General features: G+C 71.2%; 18 protein-coding genes and 2 pseudogenes. 13 read left to right on the top strand and 7 right to left on the bottom strand.

Features of this window, described 5'->3' with window-relative positions:
* Positions 1 to 14: 14 nt before the first annotated feature.
* A complete protein-coding gene (locus tag ACFT32_RS24365; protein WP_382492881.1) occupies positions 15 to 1,880 on the bottom strand; it encodes a peptidoglycan-binding protein in 1,866 nt (621 codons plus the stop codon).
* A gap of 159 nt (positions 1,881 to 2,039) precedes the next feature.
* Here ACFT32_RS24365 and ACFT32_RS24360 point away from each other — a divergent pair, with 159 nt between their 5' ends.
* The gene (locus ACFT32_RS24360; RefSeq protein ID WP_382492879.1) at positions 2,040 to 4,118 is read left to right on the top strand and encodes a DHA2 family efflux MFS transporter permease subunit; all 2,079 of its coding nucleotides are present in this window, start codon (positions 2,040 to 2,042) and stop codon (positions 4,116 to 4,118) included.
* An 8-nt stretch (positions 4,119 to 4,126) separates the two neighbouring features.
* Here ACFT32_RS24360 and ACFT32_RS24355 read toward each other — a convergent pair.
* Positions 4,127 to 4,560, bottom strand: a pseudogene (locus ACFT32_RS24355) (GNAT family N-acetyltransferase); the annotation flags it as partial.
* A gap of 147 nt (positions 4,561 to 4,707) precedes the next feature.
* Between ACFT32_RS24355 and ACFT32_RS24350 the strand changes: the two are divergent.
* Both ACFT32_RS24350 and ACFT32_RS24345 read left to right on the top strand, forming a co-directional pair.
* Positions 4,708 to 5,415, top strand: coding sequence for a hypothetical protein (locus tag ACFT32_RS24350; protein ID WP_382492876.1), 708 nt, complete (start codon positions 4,708 to 4,710; stop codon positions 5,413 to 5,415).
* A 4-nt stretch (positions 5,416 to 5,419) separates the two neighbouring features.
* Positions 5,420 to 5,899: a hypothetical protein gene (locus ACFT32_RS24345; RefSeq protein ID WP_382492874.1), complete on the top strand. Its 480-nt coding sequence runs from the start codon at positions 5,420 to 5,422 to the stop codon at positions 5,897 to 5,899.
* Between the two features lie 24 nt (positions 5,900 to 5,923).
* Here the strand turns inward: ACFT32_RS24345 and ACFT32_RS24340 are convergent, their stop codons facing one another.
* On the bottom strand, positions 5,924 to 6,331 hold the full coding sequence (locus ACFT32_RS24340) for a DUF1992 domain-containing protein (protein ID WP_382492871.1): 408 nt from the start codon (positions 6,329 to 6,331) through the stop codon (positions 5,924 to 5,926).
* A gap of 113 nt (positions 6,332 to 6,444) precedes the next feature.
* Between ACFT32_RS24340 and ACFT32_RS24335 the strand changes: the two genes are divergently transcribed.
* The gene (locus ACFT32_RS24335) at positions 6,445 to 6,837 is read left to right on the top strand and encodes a hypothetical protein (protein ID WP_382492868.1); all 393 of its coding nucleotides are present in this window, start codon (positions 6,445 to 6,447) and stop codon (positions 6,835 to 6,837) included.
* A 25-nt stretch (positions 6,838 to 6,862) separates the two neighbouring features.
* On the opposite strand, the gene ACFT32_RS24330 is transcribed toward ACFT32_RS24335, so the two are convergent.
* Both ACFT32_RS24330 and proP read right to left on the bottom strand, forming a co-directional pair.
* Complete coding sequence (locus ACFT32_RS24330; RefSeq protein WP_382492865.1) at positions 6,863 to 7,534, bottom strand: O-methyltransferase; 672 nt, start codon at positions 7,532 to 7,534, stop codon at positions 6,863 to 6,865.
* 104 nt (positions 7,535 to 7,638) lie between these two features.
* On the bottom strand, positions 7,639 to 9,033 hold the full coding sequence (gene proP, locus ACFT32_RS24325; RefSeq protein ID WP_382492862.1) for a glycine betaine/L-proline transporter ProP: 1,395 nt from the start codon (positions 9,031 to 9,033) through the stop codon (positions 7,639 to 7,641).
* A 275-nt stretch (positions 9,034 to 9,308) separates the two neighbouring features.
* On the opposite strand from proP, the gene ACFT32_RS24320 reads away from it, so the two are divergent.
* From ACFT32_RS24320 to ACFT32_RS24305, 4 genes are all read left to right on the top strand, one after another.
* A complete protein-coding gene (locus ACFT32_RS24320; protein WP_382492859.1) occupies positions 9,309 to 11,360 on the top strand; it encodes a bifunctional glycosyltransferase 87/phosphatase PAP2 family protein in 2,052 nt (683 codons plus the stop codon).
* Positions 11,361 to 11,522: 162 nt separating this feature from the next.
* Positions 11,523 to 12,731: an argininosuccinate synthase-related protein gene (locus tag ACFT32_RS24315; RefSeq protein WP_382492856.1), complete on the top strand. Its 1,209-nt coding sequence runs from the start codon at positions 11,523 to 11,525 to the stop codon at positions 12,729 to 12,731.
* 90 nt (positions 12,732 to 12,821) lie between these two features.
* The gene (locus ACFT32_RS24310; RefSeq protein WP_382492853.1) at positions 12,822 to 13,553 is read left to right on the top strand and encodes a 2OG-Fe dioxygenase family protein; all 732 of its coding nucleotides are present in this window, start codon (positions 12,822 to 12,824) and stop codon (positions 13,551 to 13,553) included.
* Positions 13,554 to 13,603: 50 nt separating this feature from the next.
* Entirely contained in the window at positions 13,604 to 14,572 is a 969-nt protein-coding gene (locus ACFT32_RS24305) for a DMT family transporter (protein ID WP_382492850.1), read from the top strand.
* On the opposite strand, the gene ACFT32_RS24300 is transcribed toward ACFT32_RS24305, so the two are convergent.
* Entirely contained in the window at positions 14,507 to 15,499 is a 993-nt protein-coding gene (locus tag ACFT32_RS24300) for a LuxR C-terminal-related transcriptional regulator (protein WP_382492848.1), read from the bottom strand. The two genes, ACFT32_RS24305 and ACFT32_RS24300, sit on opposite strands and share 66 nt — an antisense overlap.
* Before the next feature lie 374 nt (positions 15,500 to 15,873).
* On the opposite strand from ACFT32_RS24300, the gene ACFT32_RS24295 reads away from it, so the two are divergent.
* Positions 15,874 to 16,686 carry a hypothetical protein gene (locus ACFT32_RS24295; protein WP_382492846.1) on the top strand — a complete coding sequence of 271 codons (813 nt, stop codon included), beginning with the start codon at positions 15,874 to 15,876 and terminating at the stop codon, positions 16,684 to 16,686.
* A gap of 8 nt (positions 16,687 to 16,694) precedes the next feature.
* Here the strand turns inward: ACFT32_RS24295 and ACFT32_RS24290 are convergent.
* Positions 16,695 to 16,952: pseudogene (locus ACFT32_RS24290) on the bottom strand (ATP-binding protein); the annotation flags it as partial.
* Between the two features lie 221 nt (positions 16,953 to 17,173).
* Here ACFT32_RS24290 and ACFT32_RS24285 point away from each other — a divergent pair.
* From ACFT32_RS24285 to ACFT32_RS24270, 4 genes are read left to right on the top strand one after another with little or no spacing between them, the layout of a single operon-like run.
* Positions 17,174 to 18,523 carry a hypothetical protein gene (locus ACFT32_RS24285; protein ID WP_382492843.1) on the top strand — a complete coding sequence of 450 codons (1,350 nt, stop codon included), beginning with the start codon at positions 17,174 to 17,176 and terminating at the stop codon, positions 18,521 to 18,523.
* The gene (locus ACFT32_RS24280; protein WP_382492841.1) at positions 18,507 to 20,426 is read left to right on the top strand and encodes a hypothetical protein; all 1,920 of its coding nucleotides are present in this window, start codon (positions 18,507 to 18,509) and stop codon (positions 20,424 to 20,426) included. Before ACFT32_RS24285 ends, ACFT32_RS24280 begins: the two co-directional genes overlap by 17 nt.
* A complete protein-coding gene (locus ACFT32_RS24275; RefSeq protein WP_382492838.1) occupies positions 20,423 to 22,495 on the top strand; it encodes an integrase in 2,073 nt (690 codons plus the stop codon). Before ACFT32_RS24280 ends, ACFT32_RS24275 begins: the two co-directional genes overlap by 4 nt.
* Positions 22,492 to 22,905 carry a hypothetical protein gene (locus ACFT32_RS24270; RefSeq protein ID WP_382492837.1) on the top strand — a complete coding sequence of 138 codons (414 nt, stop codon included), beginning with the start codon at positions 22,492 to 22,494 and terminating at the stop codon, positions 22,903 to 22,905. Before ACFT32_RS24275 ends, ACFT32_RS24270 begins: the two co-directional genes overlap by 4 nt.
* The last annotated feature ends 26 nt before the right edge of the window (positions 22,906 to 22,931 follow it).

Raw genomic sequence — 22,931 nt, 5'->3', positions numbered from 1 at the left:
GGTGCCTGGGCGGTCTACGGCTCCTGGGTTTCCGACTCCAGCTTCGTCCGGGTGTCCCGGTCGTAGACGCCGAGGTCGTCGGCCTGGATGCCGCGTGAGAACTGGTAGTTGCGGACCGCGTCCTGGAGCCGGTTGTCGAAGGTGCCGTCGGTGTCGTCGTCGTAGAGGAACAACTGGCGAAGGCGCGACTGGAGTTCGGTGACCTCCGGGCCCCGGTCGCCGAGGCGCAGGACGCTGGGGTTGCCGTTCTGGCGGGAGTTGCCCGGCGGCGTCTTCCCGGGGCTGGTCGCCGTCGCGGACGTCTCGGGTGCCGAGGGGGAGGCCGTCTTCGACGGGCTCGCCGAGGGGCTCGGCGCGGACGGTGACGGGGACGCCGACGGACTGCTGGTGCGGGACGGGGCCGGCGGCGGTGCCACGGGGGTCGACGGCGTGGCCGGGGCGCTCTCCTCCGGTGACGAGGACGCCGCGCTGCTCGACGGGGCGTCCGGCACGCTCGCGCGGATGTCGTCCGGCAGCGCGGTGTTCCGGGAGGGCCCCTCGTAGAAGAACAGTCCGCTCGCGTACCCCGCCGCCGTCACGACGGCGACACATGCCCCGGCGGCGGCGAGGAGGGCCGTACGCCGCCGCCGACGGGACCTGCCGCCGGGCTCAGCCTCGGCCGGCTCCGGCCTGCCCGGTCCCACGGCCGCCCTCCCGGCACCGTCGAACATCCGCAGATCGGTGACACTCGGCTCGGTCCCGTCGGGGACCAGGGGCGCAGGCAGCACGGAGGTGGCGTCCGGGGCGGGGCCGGCCGGGACGGCGGGCAGCACGGTGGTCGCGTCCGAGGCCGAGGCCGGGATGCTCGGCAGCACGGTGGTCGCGTCCGGGTCCACCGGGCACAGGGGCATGGTCGTATCGGCGGGGGAGGGCGGCGGCGCGCCGCTCCCGGTGCGCGGGGACGGCTGCGAGGCTCCCACAGGGTCCGTGAGCGGCTGGCCCGGTGCGCTGCCGGGCGCGGGGGCTCCGGCGTGCGGGGGCATGCCCGGGGCGTCGGGCGCGGGTGGTCGCACGGCTCCTGCGGCGCGCGCTGCCTCCGCCGGGTTCGTCCCGGGCCGTCGCGGTGCCCTGTCGGGCGCCGGCGCGGGGGACGACGGTTGTGATGCTCCCGCAGGGTCCGTGAGCTGCTGCCGTGGGGCGTCGTCGGGCGCCTGCGCGGGGCCCTCCGAGTGCGGGGCCTGGGCGAGCGGGAGGACGGTCGGGGTGCTCGGCGGGGGCGGTTGCGCGGCTCCTGCGGTGTGCGATGCGTGCGCCGGGTCCGTCCGGGCGTGTCGCTCGGCTCCGTCGGGGGCCTGCGCGGGGCCTCCCGGGTGTGAGGCCTGGGCGAGCGGGAGGACGGTCGGGGTGCTCGGCGGGGGCGGTTGCGCGGCTCCTGCGGTGTGCGAGGCGTGCGCCTGGTCCGTCCGGGCGTGTCGCTCGGCTCCGTCGGGCGCCTGCGCGGGGTCTCCGGTGCGCGGGCCTTGTGCGGGCGGGGTGTCCGGCGAGGTCGGCTGCGCCGCTCCCGCGGTGCGCGAAGCCCCCGCGCCCGGAACCCTCGCGCCCGGAACCCCCGGGTGCGAAGCCCCCGCCGGGCCCGTCAGAGGCCCGCGCGGGGCGTCTTCAGGCTGCTGATCCTTCGGTCCGGGTGTGTCCTGCTCGGCCCGCGAGGGCCCCGCCCCGTCGTCGAGTTCGACGTACGGGCGTATCCGCAGCGGGTCGAAGTCCTCCGCTGCCGCCGCCTGGGCCGTGCGGGTGTCGCGCAGGGCCTCGGCGGCCCGGTGGGCGCAGGCGCAGGCAGGGGACTTGTCCTGCTGTCTGGGCGCGCCGCACTCCGGGCACGGGTGGCCGTTAGGCGGTTCCACGCGTTCCTCCCTCCCCTCGCGAACTCCAGAGATTATCCAGATCTTCTCCACAGTGCGGTCGAGGAGCCCCCGGAATGAACGCTTCCAAAAGGACTCGGCAGGCCATACCCCGTCACACCGGTCACGATGGAAAATGTCACAGAACCCTCGGGAGGTCGCATGGCCGGGGATGCGCACGACACGACACCGTCACCCGCACCGTCACCTGCGGAAACCCTCGCTCCGGAGCAGGTTCCCGGGAATGTGCTGGTCTCCATCGGCGCCCTGCTCCTCGGCATGCTGCTCGCCGCACTGGACCAGACCATCGTGTCGACCGCGCTGCCCACGATCGTCAGCGACCTCGGCGGCATGGACCATCTGTCCTGGGTCGTCACCGCCTACCTGCTGGCCGCCACCGCCGCCACCCCCCTGTGGGGCAAGCTCGGCGACCAGTACGGCCGCAAGAGGCTGTTCCAGACGGCGATCGTGATCTTTCTCATCGGCTCCGCGCTGTGCGGGGCCGCGCAGGACATGACCCAGCTCATCGCCTTCCGGGCCCTGCAAGGGCTGGGCGGGGGCGGGCTGATCGTGCTGTCGATGGCCGTCGTCGGGGACCTCGTCCCGCCCAGGGAACGCGGGCGCTACCAGGGGTTGTTCGGGGCCGTGTTCGGCGCGACCAGTGTGCTCGGGCCGCTGCTGGGCGGGCTGTTCACACAGCATCTGAGCTGGCGTTGGGTGTTCTACGTCAATCTGCCCGTCGGCGTCGTCGCGCTCGCCGTGATCGCGACCGTCCTGCACCTCCCGCGCCGGTCGCAACGGCACGTCATCGACTACCTCGGCACCTTCCTGATCGCGGCCGTCGCCACCTGCCTGGTGCTGGTCGCCTCCCTCGGCGGGACGACCTGGGGATGGGGGTCCGCGCAGCTCATCGGGCTCGCCGTCCTCGGCGTCGTCCTCGCGGTCGCCTTCGTGGCCGTCGAGCGGCGCGCCGCCGAACCCGTGCTGCCGCTGAAGCTGTTCCGCGTCCGCACCTTCACGCTCGCCGCCGTGATCAGTTTCGTCGTGGGCTTCGCCATGTTCGGCGCGATGACCTACCTGCCGACCTTCCTCCAGGTCGTGCAGGGCGTCAGCCCGACCATGTCCGGAGTGCACATGCTCCCGATGGTGCTGGGCCTGCTGCTGGCCTCGACGGCCTCCGGGCAGATCGTCAGCCGTACCGGGCGCTGGAAGGTGTTCCCGATCGCCGGTACCGGCGTCACCACGCTCGGGCTGCTCCTGCTGCATCAGCTCGACGAGAACAGCTCCACCGTCGAGCTGAGCGGCTTCTTCCTCGTCTTCGGGCTGGGCCTCGGCCTGGTGATGCAGGTCCTCGTGCTCATCGTGCAGAACGCCGTCCCGTACGAGGACCTGGGCGTCGCCACCTCCGGCGCGACCTTCTTCCGCTCGATCGGCGCGTCGTTCGGCGTCGCCGTGTTCGGCACGATCTTCGCGGGCCGGCTCGGCGACCAGCTCACCGACGCCTTCCGGGGCGCACAGCTGCCGCCCGGCGTCTCCGTGGACTCGCTGGAGGCCGACCCGCGCGGCATCGCCGCCCTGCCGTCCGGCCTGCAGCCGCCGGCCCTGCACGCCTACGCCGTCTCCATCACGGACGTCTTCCTCTACGCCGCCCCGGTCGCGCTCCTCGGCTTCGTGCTGGCCTGGTTCCTGAAGGAGGACCGGCTGCGCGGCTCGGTCACCGCGCCCGACGTCACCGAGACCCTGGCCAGCAACCCCGTCCAGCGGACCTCGTACGACGAGGTGTGCCGCGCGCTGTCGGTGCTCGGCACCCGCGCGGGGCGGCGCGAGGTCTACCGGAAGATCACCGACCGGGCGGGCTACGACCTGCTGCCCGCGGCGAGCTGGCTGCTGCTGCGGATCCGGAGATACGGCGAGGTGGAGCCTGCCGTGCTGGCCGACAGCATGCCCGTGCCGCTGACCGTGATCATCGAGGCCGCCCGGCAGATCGAGGAGCGGCGGCTCGCCGTGCGCGAGGGCCTCGGCCTGGTCCTGACCGACCAGGGGCGCGAGGTCGCCGACCGGCTGGCCCAGGCCCGCGAGGAGTCCCTCGCCGAGCTGCTCGGCGACTGGTGGGGCCCCGACCGGCCGGCCGATCTGGTCCAACTCGTGCGGGAGTTGAACGTCGAGCTGTGCGGGTCACGGCGCGAGCGTCCGTACGACGACGGTCCCTCCGAGGAACGTCGGGCTGCGCAGCTGGGCTGAACGCCGGTTCAGGCGAGGGACTTGGCGAACCAGTGCTCGGCGTACGGTCGTCGTTGTACGGCTCGGTCTCCGTGTAGCCGAGCCGGGTGTAGAGGGCGCGGGCCTCGACGAGATCACCGCGGGTGTCGAGGATCAGCCGTACGGCGCCGAGCGCACGGGCGGCGTCCTCGGCGGCCCGGACCAGAAGCGGGGCGCCACCTCTGCCGCGCATCGACGGGTGCAGGAACACCCTCGTGAGTTCGGCGGTCGTGCCGTCGTAGAGCCGTACGCCCGCGGTGCCGGCCGGCTCGCCGGCGTACCGGGCGACCAGCAACCGCCCGCGCGGCGGCGCGAGGTCGGCACCCGGTCGGGCGGCGATCTCCCGCTCCAGCTCCTCCGGGTCGGTCCGGCGCCCCTCGTGCAGCAGGTGCCAGCGGTCGCCGACCTCGGTGTAGTACGCCCTTCAGGAGCGCATTCTCGTGCCGCACCGTGCCCGCAACCGGATATGTGTGACCGGCGTGTGCCGTTTGGGGGCGGGTTTCCGGGCTACCCGGTGCGGCGAACCGGTCCGCGAGGAGGGCCGGTTGGGCCGAGAACCCGGAAGGCATCCATGTCCACTGGCCTGATCATTGCTCTGATCGTGATCGCGGCGGTCGTCGTCATCATCGCGGCCGCCATGACCCTGCGCGCTCGCGGGCCTCGTCGCGGCCCGAGCCTGAAGCGGCGCTTCGGACCCGAGTACGAGCGGGCCGTCGCCCGCCACGACGGCGACGCCAAGGCCGCCGAGCGCGAACTCACCGAGCGGGTGCACCGCCACGGCGACCTGCGCGAGCGGTCGCTGGAGCCGGCGCAGCGCGAGCGGTACGAGGCGCGCTGGACGGCCGCCCAGGAGCGGTTCGTCGACTCGCCGCGGGAGGCGGTCGCCGAGGCGGACCGGCTGCTCGCCGAACTCGCCGGCGCCCGGGGCTTCCCGGACGGCGGCCAGTACGAGGAACAGCTCGCCGCGCTGTCCGTGCACCACGCCCATCACGTCGACGGCTACCGGCGCGTGCACCGTGCGGCACATCTGCGCGCGGAGGACGCCCGCGACGGCGGCACCGGTACGGAAGACATGCGGGAGGCCATGGTGGCGGCCCGCGCCCTGTTCGAGGAACTGGTACGGCCGGCCCGCCACGACGGCGGCACCGGACGGCACGAGGGCGGACGTCGTGAGGACGGACACCGCCGTGCCGGACTGAACGGCGGCCGCAAGTCCGCGAACACCCGCGGCGGGCATATGCCGTGGGCGCTCAACCGACGCCAGGCGAAGGAGAGTTGAGGCAATGTCCGACGTGACCCGACCGCCCGGCGAGAACACCGCCGCCGCCCCCGACGCCCGAGGCGAGAGCGCCCTGGGCACCGGCCACGGCACCAGCGCCACAAACAAGATCACCGTCCCCAAGGACACCAGCACCACCAGCACCCCTCGGGAGAGCACCCCCCGGGAGAGCACTCCCCGAGAGGGCGAGCACGCCCACCTCTTCCCCCACGACGAGTCCGACAAGCTCGGCCTGCGGTTGCAGCACGCCGTCGCCGGGTTCGTCGACGGGCCCCGGGCCTCCGTCGAGGAGGCCGACCATGTGCTGGAGGAGATCGCGGCCCGGTTCACCGAGGCCGTGGCGCAGCGTCGCCGCACCCTGCGTCACTCCTGGCAGTCCGTCGAGAGCGGCGAGGGCAAGCCGGTGTCGAGCGCTGACACCGAGCAGCTCCGGCTGGCCCTGAAGGACTACCGCGAGCTGGCGGAGCGGCTCCTGCACGTGTGAGCCACCCCGTTCACCGACCCCCGTTCACCGATCCGCCCGGCGCTCCCGCCACTGCCGTACGACGTCCTCGACGTCGTACGGCTTCTTGCCCAGCGGGGGGCCGGGCGGCGGCTTGAACATCATCTCGCGGATCTTGTCGTTGATCTCCGTGATGATCTTCCGCGCGATCCGCTCCGAGGGTGCCGCGAGGGCCGCGGACAGCGCGTCCTCGGCCTCCTTGCGCAGCGCCAGCGCCGGCGGCAGGACGGAGAAGCCCTCGCGGGCCATCTTCCGCTTGATCCACCACAGTTCGTCGTAGGGGGAGTCGACATCGGCCGGCAGCGGCTTGCCCGCCCCCGGCAACCGTTCGAACTCGCCGCGGTCCTCCGCGTCGCGGATCTGTTTGTCGACCCAGGACTCGAAGTCGACGCCGGGTGGCTTTCGCTCGGTCATGAGGCCATTGTGCCGGACAGCACGCAGTCGGGCGTTCTATCATGCGGCGGGCTCAGGACCTGTCTGACACACAGGCCTGACAGACCCACCAGGACGTCTCAGGAGGAGCGCACGTGCTCGAACTCACCATGGCCGCCGTGTCCCCGGCGGAGGAGGGTGCCACGGCCGGCATGCTCATGGCCGACGCGCCCAGCGAGCCGGGTGCCGTGCTGCGGGTGGGCCGCGACAAGTCGGTGTGCCGGCTCTCGACGCCGGACGACTGGCTGTTCGTCTCCCGCGTCCATCTGGAGTTCCTGTGCGGCCCCGACGGGACCTGGCAGCTCACCTGGCTGCGCGGCTCCCAGCCCGACCCGTCCTCCGAAGTCCGGCTGACGGTCGGGGAGTACGCCCAGCCCCTCGCCTACGGCGGCACCGTCCCGCTTCCCCGGGGCGGCAGCGGCGAGATCATCATCCAGGACCGCACCGCCCCGCGCAGCGTCAACGTGGGCTTCTACCACGAGGTCTGACGGCGACCGCCGATCTCAGGCCGGCTCAGGCCAGCACCCGCGCCACCGCGAACCCGTCGTAGCCCTTCGTGCCGACCGTCTGGATCGCCGTCCCGCTCAGCCTCGGATGGCTGCCGATCAGCTCGATCGCGGCGCGGGTGCCCACCACGTCCGGGGCGGTGCTGGCGGCGTCGGTGACGCGGCCGCCGCGGACGACGTTGTCGAGGACGATCAGGCTGCCCGTGCTGGTGAGCTTCACGGCCCACTCGACGTAGTGCGGGTTGTTGGCCTTGTCGGCGTCGATGAAGACCAGGTCGAACGGCGGCGGGTTCTCGTCGGCCAGCTTGGGCAGCGACTCCAGGGCCGGGCCGACCCGCACCTCGACCAGTTTGTCCAGACCGGCGCGGGCGATGTTGCGGACGGCGACCTCGGCGTGCGCGGGGTCGTACTCCAGCGATACCAGCCGCCCGTCGGCGGGCAGGGCGCGGCCCAGCCAGATGGTGCTGTAGCCGCCGAGCGTGCCGATCTCCAGGATGTGGCGGGCGCCCTGGATCTGGGCGAGGAGCTGGAGCAGCTTGCCCTGGTTCCCCGCGACGTTGATGTGCGGAAGCCCGGCGGCGTCGCTGTCGCGCAGCGCCGCCGCCAGGTCTTCGTCGTCCGGTGCGAGGTGGGCGGTGAAGTAGGCGTCGACCTCGTCCCAGACGTGCGACTCGCTCATGCACCTCTACCTTTCGTACGCATAGTTAGAGTCCCTAACTACTGGCGTTCTCGAAGATAGTTGGTGCGGCGGTCCGCTGCCAGGGGGATTTCACCCGGCGTGTCTCAGCCCGTCACGGACGGTGCCGAGCCGGGCAGCGGGCGCCCCGCCGACTCCGTCATGCGCCACACCGCGAAACCGCCGATCACGGCCGCGGCCATCATGTAGTACGCGGGCATCATCATGTTCCCGGTCGCGCCGATCAGGGCCGTGACCACCAGCGGGGTCGTGCCGCCGAACAGGGACACGGAGACGTTGAAGCCGATGGAGAGCGAGCCGTAGCGGACCCGGGTCGGGAACAGCGCCGGGAGCGCCGAGGGCATCGCCGCCGTGAAGCACACCAGCAGCATGCCCAGCGCGCCCATGCCGAGCCCGACCGCGAGCAGGCTGCCCTGGCGGATCAGCAGCAGGGCCGGGACGGACAGCAGCAGGAAGCCGGCACAGCCGGTGGCGATCACCGGGCGGCGTCCGACGCGGTCGGTCAGCGCGCCGACGAACGGCTGGGCGATCATCATCAGCGCCATCACACCGAGGACGACGAGCAGACCGTGCGTCTCGTCGTAGTGGAGCTGACCGGTCAGATAGCTCGGCATGTACGACAGCAGCATGTAGTCGGTGACGTTGAAGACCAGCACCAGGCCGACGCAGAGCAGCAGTGCGCGCCACTGGCCGGTGATCATCTCGCGCAGCGGCACCTTGGGCCGGTTGTGCTCGGCCTTCTCGGCCTCGGCGGCGAATGCCGGGGTCTCCTCGAGGCGCATCCGCAGGTAGAGGCCGATGATGCCCATCGGGCCCGCGATCAGGAACGGCAGGCGCCAGCCCCAGGAGGTCAGGTCGTCGGCGGAGAGCAGGGCGGTCATCAGGGTGACCAGGCCGGCGCCGCCGATGTAGCCGGCCAGCGTGCCGAACTCCAGCCAGCTGCCGAGGAAGCCGCGCCGCTTGTCGGGGGCGTACTCGGCGATGAAGGTCGAGGCACCGGCGTACTCGCCGCCGGTGGAGAAGCCCTGCACGAGGCGGGCCACGAGGAGCAGGATCGGCGCGCCGACACCGATCGTCGCGTACGACGGGATCAGACCGATCGCGAAGGTGCCCGCGGCCATCATGATCATGGTGAGCGCGAGGACCTTCTGGCGGCCGACGCGGTCGCCGAGCGGGCCGAAGACCATGCCGCCGAGGGGGCGGACCAGGAAGGCCGCGGCGAAGGCGCCGAAGGTGGAGAGCAGCTGCGCGGTGGGGTTGCCCGACGGGAAGAAGATCTTGCCCAGGGTGACCGCGATGTAGCTGTAGACACCGAAGTCGAACCATTCCATCGCGTTGCCCAGCGCGGCGGCCTTCACGGCGCGCTTGACCAGCGCGGGGTCGGTGACGGTGGTGTCCTGGGCCTTCGCCGTGCGGCTCTTGAGCGCGGACGTGGGAGCAATGACTGAGGCAGTCACAAGACTCGCTCGCCTACCTTTCATCGGGGACAGGGGCGCGGTCCGCGCGGCGGCGCTGTCGAACGGGCCGAAAAAGCGACGATAGGCGGAGAATGCCCGCTCACGGGCGGTATGCCTTTCGTTGCAGGGTGCATCTAAACACCGGCTATGCAGGCACGCATGCCCGGCTGGGAGCGGTTCCCACGCGATCTTGGTGTGATCCTTCTCGCGTTCACGAGAGGCAACCGCGCGCCGCGCGCACTATCGTCAACCGGATGAAGGGGGCGTAAGGGTCATACAGCGCAGAAGGCCGACGAGGCGTGACGAATGCGGAGCGCGGCGGGCGACCGACGGAAGCCCTCGGAGCGACAGCCGTCGGCAGACCTCACGCACGCCTGCGCATGGCCTGCCTCGGGCTGTGGCTGATCGTCGCCGTCCTCGCCGCACGGCAGGTGGCCGTCGTCCTCGGCACCCCGCGCGGGGAGCGGCTGACGGACCTGGAGACCTGGGTCGGGCCGAACGGCGTCCTGCATGTGAACGGCTCGCTCTACGACTCGACCCGCTTCACCGGCACCCCCTTCAACGGGCTCGTCCTCAAGCCCCTCACCCGTTCGGCCGAACAGGCCCTCGGCTGGGGCTGGACCTTCGGCACGCTGCTGCTGGTCGCCGCCCTCGGCCTGATCGCCGCCCGCGCCCTGCCCCCGCCCATCGGCCGCCGCACGGCGCTGCTGGCCGCCCCCGTCGCCATCGGCCTGCTCATGCTGTCCGTGCCGGTCCGCAACACCCTGTGGCTCGGCCAGACCAGCATCATCCCGGTCCTGCTCGTCCTGCTCGGCTGCTTCGTCGCCCACGGCCAGCGCACCAGCGGACTGCTCATCGGGGTCGCGGCGGCGCTCCAGCCCACCCTGCTGCTCTTCGCGCCCCTGCTGTGGTGCACCGGCCGCAGACGCGCCGCGCTCTCCGGCGGCGTCACCTTCGCCGCCTGCACCGCGCTCGCCTGGGCGGCGATGCCGCACGACTCCTCCGTCTACTGGGTCCACCATCTGGCCGGCGTCGGGCTCGGCGGCCGGGCCGACGACCTCGGCAACCAGTCCCTGCACGGTGCCCTGCTGCGGCTCGGCCTGAACGGCCCTCTGGAGATCGCGCTCTTCCTGGCCCTCGGCGCGGCCGTCGCCGTCCTCGCCCTGCGCCGCGCCGTGCGGTACTTCGCCGACGGCCAGCTGCTCCTCGCCGTGGCGATCACCGGCTGCGCCGCCATCGTCGTCTCGCCCACGGCCTGGCAGCACCAGCTGCTGTGGGTGCTGCTCGCGGTCGTCGGCCGGGCCGGCGGACGCGCCCGTGACCGGTACGTATGGCCAGTCGCCGTCGTCCTGGTCATGACCCTGCCGACCAGACTGCTGCTTCCGGACATGGCGGCACTGGACCCGCTGCGCGCCGACCTCGTCCTGCTGGCCGCCCTGGCCGCCGCCGTGGCCGTCCCGTTCCTCTCCCGCGCCTCGCCGTACTACCAGTCGCCCCTGCCGACCGAGTACGCTCCCGCCGCCCCGGCCCGCTTCCGGCACGTACCGCGGCCCTTCCTGCGCCGGGCCCTCACCCGGCCGAACCTCCTCCTGGAGCTTCTCCTCCTCCGGGTCGCCTACGCCGCCTATTCCCAGGTCCGGCTCGCCGCCACCGGCGGCAGCATCTCGGCCGGCCGGGCCGAGGCCGAGGAGCACGCCTGGCAGATCCTCGGCCTGGAACGCGCCCTGCGCATCGACATCGAGCACTGGGCCAACCACGCCGTGGTGCGGGCCGACTGGCTGCGGGACTTCTCCGACTTCTACTACGAGTCGTTCCACTTCGTCGTCCCGCTGGCCGTCCTCGCCGTCCTGTACTGGCGTCGCCCCGCCGACTACCGCTGGGCCCGCTCCGCCATCGGCTTCGCCACCCTGCTCGCCCTGGCCGGCTTCTGGCTCTACCCGCTCGCCCCGCCGCGGCTGATGCCGACGCTCGGCTTCATCGATACCGTCCACGGCGTCCAGGACTTCTCCCGGCCCGACTACGGCACGCTCACGGACATCACCAACCAGTACGCGGCCATGCCGTCGCTGCACTTCGGCTGGGCGTTGTGGTGCGGCGTCGTGATCGCCGTGCTGGCGCGCCGGTGGTGGACGAAGGCGCTGGGTCTGCTGCATCCGCTGCTCACCGGTTCCGCGATCGTCGTGACGGCCAACCACTGGGTGCTGGACGCGGCCGGGGGAGCGGTGGTGGTCGGAGCGGGCTTCGCGCTGACGTACCTGCTGTCCGGGCCCCGGGCGGCCACCGCCGCCGCGCGCCGGGCGTCCCGGGCGGCGGATCCGAGCACCGGCCGGTCGGCCAGTTCCGTCGGCTGACGCACCGCACCGGCGTATGCCAGAGCCCGTTGCGGCAGGCCGGCGCCCGGGCGGCGTTTCCGGGTCCGGTCATGGCCGGGCACGGACGCCGGAATCCGTTGTCGGGTGCTTCCCGGCACGGAAGTCTCCTCCCCTGTGACCAGTGCAGAGGTTGAAGAGGCCATGCGTGCCCCGCTCATACGTTCCTTCTCGCAGCTCGGCTCCCTGGACCCGGACCGCCCCGTCGTGACCCTGTTCAGCGGCGGACTCGACAGTTCGTATCTGCTGCTGCGGCTGCGGCGGATGGGCATCCGCGAGGTGCACGCCGTGAGCGTCGACATCGGCGAGGACGAGTCCAGTACCTACAAACGCCAGGTGGCCGAAGCGCTCGGCGCGACGATCCACATCCTCGACCGGCGTGCCGAGTTCGCCGACCGGTACGTGGCTCCCGCGATCGCCGCTCAGGCCGTCTACCTCGGTATCCACCCCGTCAGCTCCACGCTGAGCCGCCCACTGATCGCCCACAGTGCGGTCGGACTGGCCCGTGCGCTCGGCGCGCAGGCCGTGCTGCACACCGCCAACCGCTCCCAGAACACCCTGCGCCGCCTCAACGGGGCGCTGGCGCTGCTCGGTTACGAAGGCGCGTTCGGCAGCCCGTACGATCTCGATCCCGTCACTCGCGACGACAAGCTCGTCGAACTGCGCGCCGCCGGCATCGATCTGCTCGCCGGGCGGATCGTCAGCGGCGACTCCAACCTGTGGTGCCGCGAGTTCGAGTCGGGCATCCTCGACGACCCCGAACTCCACGAGGTCCCCGAAGAGATGTACACCTGGAGCCGGCCGACCGCCGGCCCCGGCGACACCGACACTCTGACCATCACCTTCGAACACGGGCTGCCCGTCGCTCTCGACGGAGAACCGCTGCCGCTGACCGGGCTGGTCGAGCGGCTCAACCGGCGGGTCGGCGCGTACGGACTCGGCCGCTATTCCGGCCTGGAGCACCTCGATCACGGCGAGAAGGTCCTCGAGATCCGTGAGATGCCCGCCGCCTGGCTTCTGCTCAGCAGCTACCGGCACATCGAGAGCGCCTGCCTGGACGCCGAACTCATCCGCGAGAAGCGGCATCTGGAACAGGTCTGGACGCGGGAGGCCCTCGAGGGCCGCTGGTTCGGCGAACTGCGGCTCGCGGCCCAGGTGTTCATCGACGCCTGCGCCGCCCGCACCACCGGGTCCGTGACCTGGCGGTTGCGCACCGGTGGCGCCGACACGCGCTCCATCGCCGTCGGATCACCGCTGTATCTGCGTGACCGGGAGGAGTGGGAGGAGCGGGCGATCAGCGCGGAGTCGGCGCCGTTCGTCCCTGCGGCGGAGACCGTTCTCGCCGCTGTCTGAGTGTTCCCCTCCCGCCTTTCTCATCGTCTCCCCTTCCCCGCCTAGTCCCCTCGTCCCCTCTCCTCCCTTCTCCTCCCTGTGGAGTACGCCATGACCACTGCCGCCATCCGTCACCCCGCCGCCGTCGATGCCGTCAACGCCCTTGCCGGGCCCGGCGGTCATCTGATGCCCGCCGCACAGCTCTCCGCGCTGGCCGGTGCCGGCGCCGCCGACTGGGCGCGCTTTGCCGCCCACTGGGACGAGCTCACCCTCGACACGTACATGGCCGACGGAGGCACGTACCGGTTCCGTCGCTACGGACAGTTCGAGCTCGATCCGGTCGAGGGCGAACTCACCCTGCTTCCGCACGCGCCGTACCGTCAGGAGTCGGACATCAATCCGCTCAACGGCGGCGTCGAGCGGGTATTCGACCCGCTGACCGAGTCCTTCGCAGGTGACCCGCTGCTGCGTTCCGTCCTCGTCGAACTCGGCCGGATCTTCACCGCGGTCGACGGCACCGCGTCGTGGAACGTGAAACTGCACCCGTACCGCATCAGTGCCTCCACGGACCAGCAGGGCCAGCCCGCGCCCGAGGGCCGGCACCGTGACGACGTCACCTTCATCACCTCGCTGCTGATCGGCCGCAGCAATGTCACCGGTGGTGAGAGCGGCGTCTACACCGACGAGGGCGAACACCTGCTCACGGTTACCCTGTCCGAGCCCGGTGACCTGCTGCTGGGCGACGACCGCCGCACACTGCACTCGGTGACCCCGGTGCAGCCGGTGGACCCCGAACTCGCCGCCCACCGCGACGTGCTGGTGATCGCCTACACCGCGCGCTGAGCCGCCGCTCCAGCCCCATACCTCATCGTCCGCCGCCCTAGGAGTCCCCCATGCCCGTCAACGCGGCCCGCCGTGCCTGGCTGACCGATCTGCCCGTGCTGCTGGTCGCGGTGGTGTGGGGCTCCAGTTATCTCGCCGCCAAGGACATCACCACGACCCAGACCGTCCTGGCCGTGCTCGTCCTGCGGTTCGGGGTGGTGCTGCCGGTCCTGGTCGTCACAGGGTGGCGCAAGCTGCGGGCGCTCGATGGAGCACAGATACGGGGCGCCGGCGTCCTCGGGCTGATCCTGTCCGGGATCTTCCTCCTGGAGACGTACGGCGTCGTGCACACCTCCGCGACCAACGCCGGGCTCATCATCAGCCTCACCATGATCTTCACGCCGCTCGCGGAAAGCCGGCTCACCGGCACCCGGCCCTCCCGGTCGTTCGTCGCGGCCGCGGGACTCTCGGTGCTGGGTGTCCTGCTCCTCACCCAGGGCGCCGGGTTCAGCGCACCGTCGCTCGGTGATCTGCTGATGCTGGGCGCGGCCGTGGCCCGTACCGTGCACGTCCTGGCGATGTCGCGCATGCGGTCGGTGCAGGGTGCGGACGCGCTGTCGATGACCACGGCTCAACTGGGCAGCGCGGTCATGGTGTTCGCGCTGTTGTTCGCGGCGCCCGGTACCGGCAGCACCCCGTGGGCGGCCGCGGCGGACTTCGACGCCGGGGACTGGCTCGGACTGCTCTACCTGTCGGCGTTCTGCACCCTGTTCGCGTTCTTCGTGCAGATGTGGGCCGTGCGCCGGACATCGCCCTCCCGGGTCAGCCTGCTGCTCGGCACCGAGCCGGTGTGGGCCGCCGTCTTCGGAATCGCACTCGCCGGGGACCGGCCGGGATGGCTGGGGCTGCTGGGGGCGCTCTTCGTGCTCGCGGGCACGGCATGGGGCCGTAGCGCGGCCGCCCCGCGGCGGACGTCAGTCGTCGAGCCAGCCGAGCCGGACGGCGCAGACACCGGCCTGGAATCGGCTGGCCGTTCCTAGCCGTTCGGTCAGTTCGGAGACGAGGCGGCGGACCGTGCGCTCGGAGACCCCGAGCTTGCGGGCCATCGCCTCGTCGGTGAGTCCGCCCCCGAGCATCCGCACCAGCTCGCGGTGGCGGCCGGTCGGGTGCCAGTCGCCCTCGGGGCTGTCGGTCGCGGACTCGGTCAGCACCGCGGCACTGGCCCAGCAGTGCTCGAAGATCCCCCGGAACACTCCGATCAGCGTCTCGCCGCGCAGCACGACGGCGGCGATCTCCCCGTCCGATGTCTGGGACGCTGGCACGATCGCCAGCGAGCGGTCCACCACGATCAGCCGCAGCGGCAGGGTGTGCGCGGTGCGGACCTGGGCGCCCGCGCCGTTCAGCCGCCGCAGATACGCCGTCATGTGTGGAGCGGCGGCCGCCGAGCTCAGATGGATCGTACGCATCTGTACGCCGCGGCCCAGCACGATCCGGTCGCGTTCGAGTCCCGCCTCGACCATCCCGGCGGGCAGCGCGCGGCCGGGGTGCAGCGAGAGAACCTCGTCCTCCGCCCGCCGCGAGGCGTCCTCCAGGACCGCCGACACGTTGGCCAGACCATTCACCACCTCCATCTGTGCGGAGGCCAGGTCACGGGCGTGTACCGGCTGGAAGTCCGCCAAGACCTGGGCGAGCGAGGAGCGTGTCTGCCGGACGGTGGTCAGCAGGGCGTTCGTGTGCTGTTCCTCGTCGAGGAGCAGCTTGCGCAGCGCGGTGTCCGGGGCCAGCGCCGTCCAGCCGTTGAGGTTGTCCGAGGACGGTACGAACAGGCCGAGTTCGCCGAGCAGCCGGAGCGCCTCGGCGAGTTCCGTCCCGCTCCAGCCGCGGTTCTCGGTGAGGGTCTCCGGGCGCCAGGCCGCGTTGTCGAGAGCGAGCCGGTAGAGCTCCTGTGCTCGGGCGCGTGCGTCCACGTGGAATCGTCCCCCTGCTGATTTCACGAGCGCCATCCCCCTGACGCTCCGTCGGGGATCTTAGGAACGGTTCTGTCCATCGGGAAAGCCACAGTCCGCTATACGGACGGCCGGCCGATTCCACGCCGTGCCCCGGCCGTCGTCCGCCCCTGGCCATGGCCGGTCCCGGAACTCCCGTCGCCGTAGCCGCGAACGGCTGCCCCACAACATGCTGAGCCCCCGGCGTTCGCCGCCGGCCACACACCCGACAACCGTCGAATGACGACCTTTCGCACGACAACCCAGGGGGACCCTCATGTCTGCTCCTACTCACCTGCTCCGTGGCCTGATCGTGGTGCTCGCGAGCAGCGACTCGCTGATCTGGGGATGAGCCGATGGCCGGACCGAGAGTCGCCGTCGTCGCACCGCTGACCGGTCCGCGTACGGACTGGGGAGCGACCCTTCTCGGTCAGCTGGAACGGGTCAGAGCGTCCCGCCCCGACGCCGCAGAATGGCATGTGCATGACGAGGTGCCGGAGGTCGCCCGTACGGTCGCCGCCGCAGGGTACGCGGCGGTCGTCGGCCACGCCGACGCGGAGGGGGCCCGGCGGGCCCTGCCGGTGTACCGGGCCGCGGGGCTGCCCTGTCTGCTGCCCTTCGTACGGGCCGGGGCGCCCGCACTGAGCTGGGCACCCGACGGGGACGCGCTGGCCCGCAGGATCGTCGAGGGAGCGCTGGCCCTGGGGGTGAACGCGCTCGCCGTCGCCCAGGACGAGGGGCCCGGCTGGGCGGCGCTCGGGCTCGCGGTCGGCGAGGAGGCCGGGCGGGCGGGGCTCGCGCCGGGCCCCGGTGGCGCGCTGGCGGTGCTGGCGCCGCAGGACCGGTTCGCGCGCTTCGCACAGGGCGAGGGTCCCGTCCTCACCCCGACGGACTGCGGGCTGGCCTCCTTCGCTCAGCTGCGCCACGCGGCATCGGACCGCGAAGTGTGGGCCGTCCACCCCCAGATGTGCGCGGCACGCCGGGTCAGAGCCGCCGTCACGGCACTCGCGCAGGCACTGTCCGAGGCTCCCGCACTGCGCGGTCCGGCACTGCTGGACGCCGTACGAGTCCGCTCGGGAACCCTGCTCACCGCCGAGGGAGTCCCCTTGGGCGATGGCTGGCTGATCTCCCGGCTGCCGTGGGCGTGCATGGCGGGGACCCCGCTCTGACCCTCTGTTCCGCATTCGAACCACACGGTCTTCCCCCCGTCACGCCATACCGACACGCCCCACTTGTCGGTCATCGCGTCGAGCAGGAGCAGTCCCCGCCCGTTCTCGGCATCCGGGTCCGGCCGGGGCGGCGAGACGGGCAGCCGGTTGCTGCCGTCCGTGACCTCCACGCGCACGCCGTGCGGCTGCCGCAGCAACAGCAGGGTGCAGCGCCGGCCCGGAACGTGCCGTACGACGTTCGCGAGCAGTTCTTCTCCCGGTAGTTCCAGACACTCTCATTTGTTGGGTGGCCCGGAAGGGGTCGCCCAACACTATTTGCGGGCTGCTTCGTTACCTCTGATGGTTGTGAGTTCTCTCAGCCGGAGGGGTAGTGGATCTGTTCTTCGTCAGCCGGGCCCGCGTACAGGAACGGCCCGAGTTGTACAGCGAAGTTGGGGTGGAGGCCGTACTACGGTTGGACTTCCGGGCCTTGCCGGATCGTCTGCCGGTGATCGTGGACGATCAGATGCGGCCGGTGGAGCCGGCCTGTTCCTGGTTTCGCCACTTGGCCTACCTGGGGCGCGATCCGGAGGACACGCTGCGGCACTACGCCTACATCGTGCTGCGGGTGATGGAGTTCCTCGCAGAGCGGGGCCGGGATCTGGGCACGGTCGTGGAGTCCGATCTGGTGGCGTACCGGCGGTCACGCATGGAGTTGCAGGACGTGCCGGTGGGAGGGACGGTCTGGGACCGCGAGGCGTCGGTGATCAACACGCTGCTGGACTGGATGGTCGGGCAGGGCCTGCGCCGGGCGTCGCCGCTACGGGCGGCAGGGTCCTCGAACCCCCTGTCCACCGGGATGAGCCGGGACATGGACATCCGGCACCTGACGCTGGGGCAGTACCTGTTCTTCCGGGACGTCGGACTGGGCGGGCAGACCCTGGACGGCGGGGTGGATCGGGTCTTCCGCGGCCAGGCACCGAACCGGAGCCGCGCGGCGGCCGATCTGGCAGTGACGTCGGGGATGCGGCCGCAGGAGTGGTCGACGGTGATACTGCCGGAACTCGCGGTCGGGAGGCGGCGGCCCGGCGAAGGAGCGGAGTTCGACCTCCAGGCGTGCGCGAAATACAAGAAGCACCGCACCGCCTACGTTCCGCCAGACGCGCTGACCTCGGTGGACCGGTTCGTGCTGATCGAGCGGCCGGAAATGGCCGAGTCGATGGCCCGCATGCTGGAGCGGCGCCACCAGGATCTGTTTGTGGTCGCTGAGATCGACTACGCACGGCGTCGGCTGCGGGGACGCTGGCAGGGCCGGAACCGGGCGTTCGCCTGGTCGGCGATGCCGCCGAAGCTGCGGCGGGTCACGGTCCATGAGGGACCGGCCGGGCTGGAGCCACTGACGGTGTTCATCGGTCACGGCAGCTTGATGCTCACCTCGTCGTCCTGGGACCGGGTCCGCTACCAGGCATGGGACCGGATGACCGCGGTCCGCGAGGACGAGCGGGCCCCTCAACTGCCCGTGAAACGCTGGCGGTTCCACGACCTGCGACACACGTTCGCCCTGCGGCTGTTGGACTTCCTGATGCGGCGGGCAACCGAGCGCGAGCGGACGGCGGACCGGGCGGGCACGGCGACGCTGGCTGACCACATCGCCTTCAACCCGCTGCTGATCGTCAGCCGGAGGCTCGGTCATTCGAGCCCGGCCGTGACCTACGAGTACCTCCGCTATCTGGAGGATCCGATGTCCTACGTCGATGCAGCGTTCGCCCAGTGGGCGGCCGGCGACGAGGACACCTACGCGGACATCGCCCTGCGGTCCATGCAGGGCGAGGAGGCCGGTCATGCCGCGGCGCGGTGAACGGCGCCGGGACTTCCGGCACGACGACCCTGACCTGGGGCCGGTGAGGATCGGCGTCCGGCAGGTGATCACGTCGGATTCCAGAGGCAAGAAGAGGGTCCTGAGGTTCGACCCGTCGCAGTTCGCCTGCCGGACGCTCGCGGCGGAACTCGCAGACGAGTGGGTCGAATACATCGAGGTGACGGCCCGCAGGACTGGCACGGCCAGCAGGCACCGTCAAGGCCTGCGGCTGTTCTGCGAGCATGCCGACGCACAGCTGGCCGACCGATCAGCGGATGCGTCCCTGGCTAAGGCGGACCCGGACCTGACCGCAGTACTGCTGGCCTGGGAACAGTCGCTGCCGGCCCAGTATCCGCGTGGCTCGACACGCCCCGGAATCTTCGCGGCGAACCTGCGCCTTCTGATCAACCGGCGGCAGCGGCATCCCGAGCGGGCGCTTGCCGCCCGGCTGGCACAGGTGGCCGCTCAGGACCACGGCCTGGCCTGGGGCACCACCCAGGAGCTGGATGAGTTCTCCCGCAAGGACAAGGCCGCGCTGGTAAGGGCAGCCTGGGACGACATCGCCCGGCTCCGCAAGCGACTGAAGGCCGGATGGGAGATGGTCGCCACCGGCGGACATCCTGCCGAACGCGGCTGGTCGAGGATGCCGGATCTGCTCTGGGCCCTGGCCCACCAGGCCGTCTCGCCAAAGGAGATGGCCAGGACGGTCCCGTTCCCCCTGGCGCCGGAGCTGGCGGCGATCATCCCGGACCATGTCCGGACCGAGGGACAAAGCTGCGGGCTGCGTGGCTACTTTCTGGTCCGCGGCCTGCTGAACCAGCTCTATCCCAACGAGCGGGACTTGCACGCGTTCCGGGTCCTCCTGATCGCTGCGACCGGTCATTCCCCGGAAGAGGTGACCAGTCTGACGGAGGACTCGGTGGAGTTCACCGAGGGCGGCATCCGACTGACCATGACCAAGAACCGGGCCCGCAGGATCCACCGCCGCGCCTTCGCCCGCATCGACAAGCTGAACACGGTTGAGCACGTTCAGGAGTACGCGGACCGGCCCCGCCTGGAAGTCTCGGCGATCATCCGACAGCTGATGGAGGCGACCGCACCGTTGCGCGAGCTCTACGGCACGGGTCCGTCCCCGCTGTTCCTGCAAGGAACACTGCCGCCCAACGGGCAGTTCACCGTCGGCCGGGGACGGCTGCGGCATTTCAGGCAGTGGGTGAAGGAGATGGGGCTAGACCTGGAGGGCCTGGCCGACGTCCGGCGGCTGAGGAAGTCGGTGAAGGTGGAGAAGGCCGTCGCCTTCGGTGGCCGGATCACCGACATCGCGGACGACCACCACGAGGAGACGTTCCGCGGCCACTACGCGCAGGGCACCACACTCCGGATGATCTCCGGACGGGTGATCACCGCCGCCCAGCAGTCGTGGTTCGCCAAGGCCATCACCGGGCCCGTCGTCCTGGACGCCGCGGCCGAGACAGCGCTCGGAGAGGAGAACACCACACCAGCACTGCGGGAGCTGGGCCTGAGCGCCGAGCAGGTCGAGGACCTGCGCAGCGGGGCGATGGAGATGGGAGTCACCAGCTGCCGTGATCCATTCGACTCGCCGTTCTCCCGCCCCGGCGATCTCTGCACGGTCGCGCCGTTGCGCTGCCTGGAGTGCCGCAATGCCTGGATTCTGCCCTCGCACCTGCCTCAACTGCTGTTGTTCAGCGACCACTTGGATGGGATGCGCGACCGGTTGAGCCCGGTCCACTTCCAGACCCTCTGGGGGCAGACCGCCGCCAACCTGGCGGCGGTCCTCGCCGAGCGGACCGAGGCGGAGATTGCCGCCGCCCGCCAGCACATCGCCGAGGGCACCACCACCTTGCAGCTTCCCCTCGCCGCACGAGCGGAGTTCGACGCATGAACAACGCAGCCCCCGACCTATTGACCAACACGGCCTTCCGCGCGGACGAGCCAGTCCTGACGTCGCGTTCCCTCCTGCCGGACGCGGTCAGCCCGCTCTTCGGGCAGTGTGATCAGTGGGACTTGAACGGGGTCCTGAAACGTCCGGCGAACCTGCACCCGGCCGAGTGGAAGCTGAGGTTCGACGGCTTCACCGGCCCCTGGCACCTCAGGGCCCGCGAGCTGGCCATGATCTCGCTGAACCCACGGCACCCGAAGGCGCTGGCCGCCGGCATCCCCACCCCGCGCAGGCCGGTCGACCCCCGGACTGCCATCAAGAGGGTCGGGACCTTGCGTGCCTTGGCGGCATGGGCCACTGCGAGAGGCCTTCCCGAGGATCTCGGCGCCTGGCCCGAACACCAGTTGCACGTCCGCATCGCCGGACTGAAGGAGGAGGGACTGGCCGTCAACACCGTGACCAGCCACATCACGGTGATCCGTGAACTGCACCGCTGCGGCCCCCTGCTGACCGGTGGCGGCCTGCCCGGCGATCCCTGGGCGGGCATGTCCTCACGGGCGGCTACCGGTGTTTCAGCGAGCGGTCCCCGGACGGTGTTGACGCCGGTCATACCTCCTGAGGTGTGGTTCCCACTGATCCGGGCCGCCTGGACCTACATCGACACCTTCGCACCGGACATCCTGCGAGCCCAGGAACACTGGCAGCAGCTACAGGCGGAGGCGACACGGTCGTCCGTGGGCGCGGAAACCCGACTGCGGGCTTGGCTGGCCGACCCGAGCAACCGCGTCCCGCTGCACGACGAGCACCTGCCGCCGCGGATCACGGACGCGGGCATGATCCACTGGGGCCTGCTGTCGTTTCAGATCGGCATCGACAAGCGGGCCCAGATCTTCACCCAGGCCCGAGGCCTGAGGGAGATCGCGCTGGAGGCAGTCGAGCGCGGCCAGTGCGCGACCGCCAGCCTCCTACCGGAGTATGCGCAAGTCAGACGCGCGGACGGCACGACGGGCGGCTGGAGCCGCGGGCTCGCACCCCGCAGCATGACGCGGGAGATCGAGATGCTCCGGGTCGCCTGCTACATCTTCGTCACCGCGCTGAGCATGATGCGTGACTCCGAGGTCCAGGAGGTCGTCAAAGGCTCGGTGGTCGAGCACTTCGGAGCGCCGGCCGTGGTCTCGGCGGAGGTCAAAGGCGAGGAGGACTTCCCTCGCAAGCACTGGTGGATCATCGAACCGGTCGCCCGGGCCCTGGCCCTGGCGGAGGAGATCGCCTCTCACCCGGAACGGCTGTTCACCGGCATCGCCGGAGAGGTCAGGAACGCGGAACGGTTCACGGCAGCCGCGGGGATCAAGGCGTTCGTCGAGCACGTGAATGCCCGGGCCGACGTCAACGGACTGGAGCCCATCCCCTCCGAGCGGATCGCCCCGCATATGTTCCGCCGGACCATGGCCATGCTGACCGACCAGTTCCCTGGCTCCGAGATCGCCCTGGGTATCCAGCTCAAGCACGTCGCCTCACGGGCCCTGGCCAACCGCACCACCCAGGGCTATGCCGCCTCCGCGGCATCCTGGGCCCAGCACCTTGACACGGCGATCGAAGCCGCCCAGTTCCGCGGACTGCGGGACCTGTTCGACGCCCACAAGGCGAACGAGCCGATCGGCTTCGGCCCCGGAGCCGACCAGCTGACCCGCACCTTCGACACGATCCGCGACGCCGTCGCCGCCCAAGGAGGCGACGCGACAGTCGAACACGCCCTGCTGAAGCAGGCCCGCATCTCCATCCGCTTCGGAACCCTCAACAACTGCCTGTTCGACGCCGCCAACCCGGCCGGCGCCGTTTGCCTGGAGAACACCGTGATCCCACCCGGCCACACCGGCCCCCTCCCGGACCGCTGCCGCCCGGACCGCTGCGGTAACAGCATGATCGGCCCCCAGCACGTCGAGATCTGGGGCAGCGAGGAGCGATCCCTCACCAATCTTCTGGAGACCCGCCGCCTGGCACCCGGGCATCGCGCGGCACTCGAACAGCAGCGGGACGAAGCACGGGCCGTTCTGCGAAAGGCCGCACGATGAACGACACGGGTGTCTCGGCCAAGACCGAGCAGAAACTCCGCGACGCCATGGACCGGCTCCTGGCGGGCAAACCGCAGCACAGCGACGGCCGACTCACGAAGAACAACCTCGCCCAGGAGGCGGGCGTCAGCCCGGCCACCATGTTCCGCGCGAAGGCAGTGCTTGCCGACTGGGACGCCCACATCGACACCCACGGCAGCCTCACCCCCGGCGAGGCCCGCCGGGACGCCGACCTTGACGACCTCCGCCGACAACTTGCCGCGGCCAAGCGAGAGATCACCGAGCTCAACCGTCGGCTGACCGCGGCTGCCACGGTCATCGCCTCGCTTCACCACGACAACCAGATGCTGCGAACCGAGCACACCACGACTGGCACCGTCATTGCGCTTCCATCGCAACTCGGAGGCTGAGGGAGTCTTCGTGGGATCTGACCTGC

This window comes from Streptomyces sp. NPDC057002 (assembly GCF_042673825.1).
Classification (GTDB): Bacteria; Actinomycetota; Actinomycetes; order Streptomycetales; family Streptomycetaceae; genus Streptomyces.
This window is presented reverse-complemented; position numbering and strand designations above follow the sequence as displayed.

Coding starts and splice junctions, on each gene's coding strand:
- ACFT32_RS24330 (WP_382492865.1), bottom strand. CDS start 7,534: ATGAGCGAGTCGCACGTCTGGGACGAGGTCGACGCCTACTTCACCGCC.
- ACFT32_RS24360 (WP_382492879.1), top strand. CDS start 2,040: ATGGCCGGGGATGCGCACGACACGACACCGTCACCCGCACCGTCACCT.
- ACFT32_RS24315 (WP_382492856.1), top strand. CDS start 11,523: ATGCGTGCCCCGCTCATACGTTCCTTCTCGCAGCTCGGCTCCCTGGAC.
- ACFT32_RS24305 (WP_382492850.1), top strand. CDS start 13,604: ATGCCCGTCAACGCGGCCCGCCGTGCCTGGCTGACCGATCTGCCCGTG.
- ACFT32_RS24345 (WP_382492874.1), top strand. CDS start 5,420: ATGTCCGACGTGACCCGACCGCCCGGCGAGAACACCGCCGCCGCCCCC.
- ACFT32_RS24350 (WP_382492876.1), top strand. CDS start 4,708: ATGTCCACTGGCCTGATCATTGCTCTGATCGTGATCGCGGCGGTCGTC.
- ACFT32_RS24295 (WP_382492846.1), top strand. CDS start 15,874: ATGGCCGGACCGAGAGTCGCCGTCGTCGCACCGCTGACCGGTCCGCGT.
- ACFT32_RS24270 (WP_382492837.1), top strand. CDS start 22,492: ATGAACGACACGGGTGTCTCGGCCAAGACCGAGCAGAAACTCCGCGAC.
- ACFT32_RS24280 (WP_382492841.1), top strand. CDS start 18,507: ATGCCGCGGCGCGGTGAACGGCGCCGGGACTTCCGGCACGACGACCCT.
- ACFT32_RS24310 (WP_382492853.1), top strand. CDS start 12,822: ATGACCACTGCCGCCATCCGTCACCCCGCCGCCGTCGATGCCGTCAAC.
- ACFT32_RS24275 (WP_382492838.1), top strand. CDS start 20,423: ATGAACAACGCAGCCCCCGACCTATTGACCAACACGGCCTTCCGCGCG.
- ACFT32_RS24340 (WP_382492871.1), bottom strand. CDS start 6,331: ATGACCGAGCGAAAGCCACCCGGCGTCGACTTCGAGTCCTGGGTCGAC.
- proP (WP_382492862.1), bottom strand. CDS start 9,033: ATGAAAGGTAGGCGAGCGAGTCTTGTGACTGCCTCAGTCATTGCTCCC.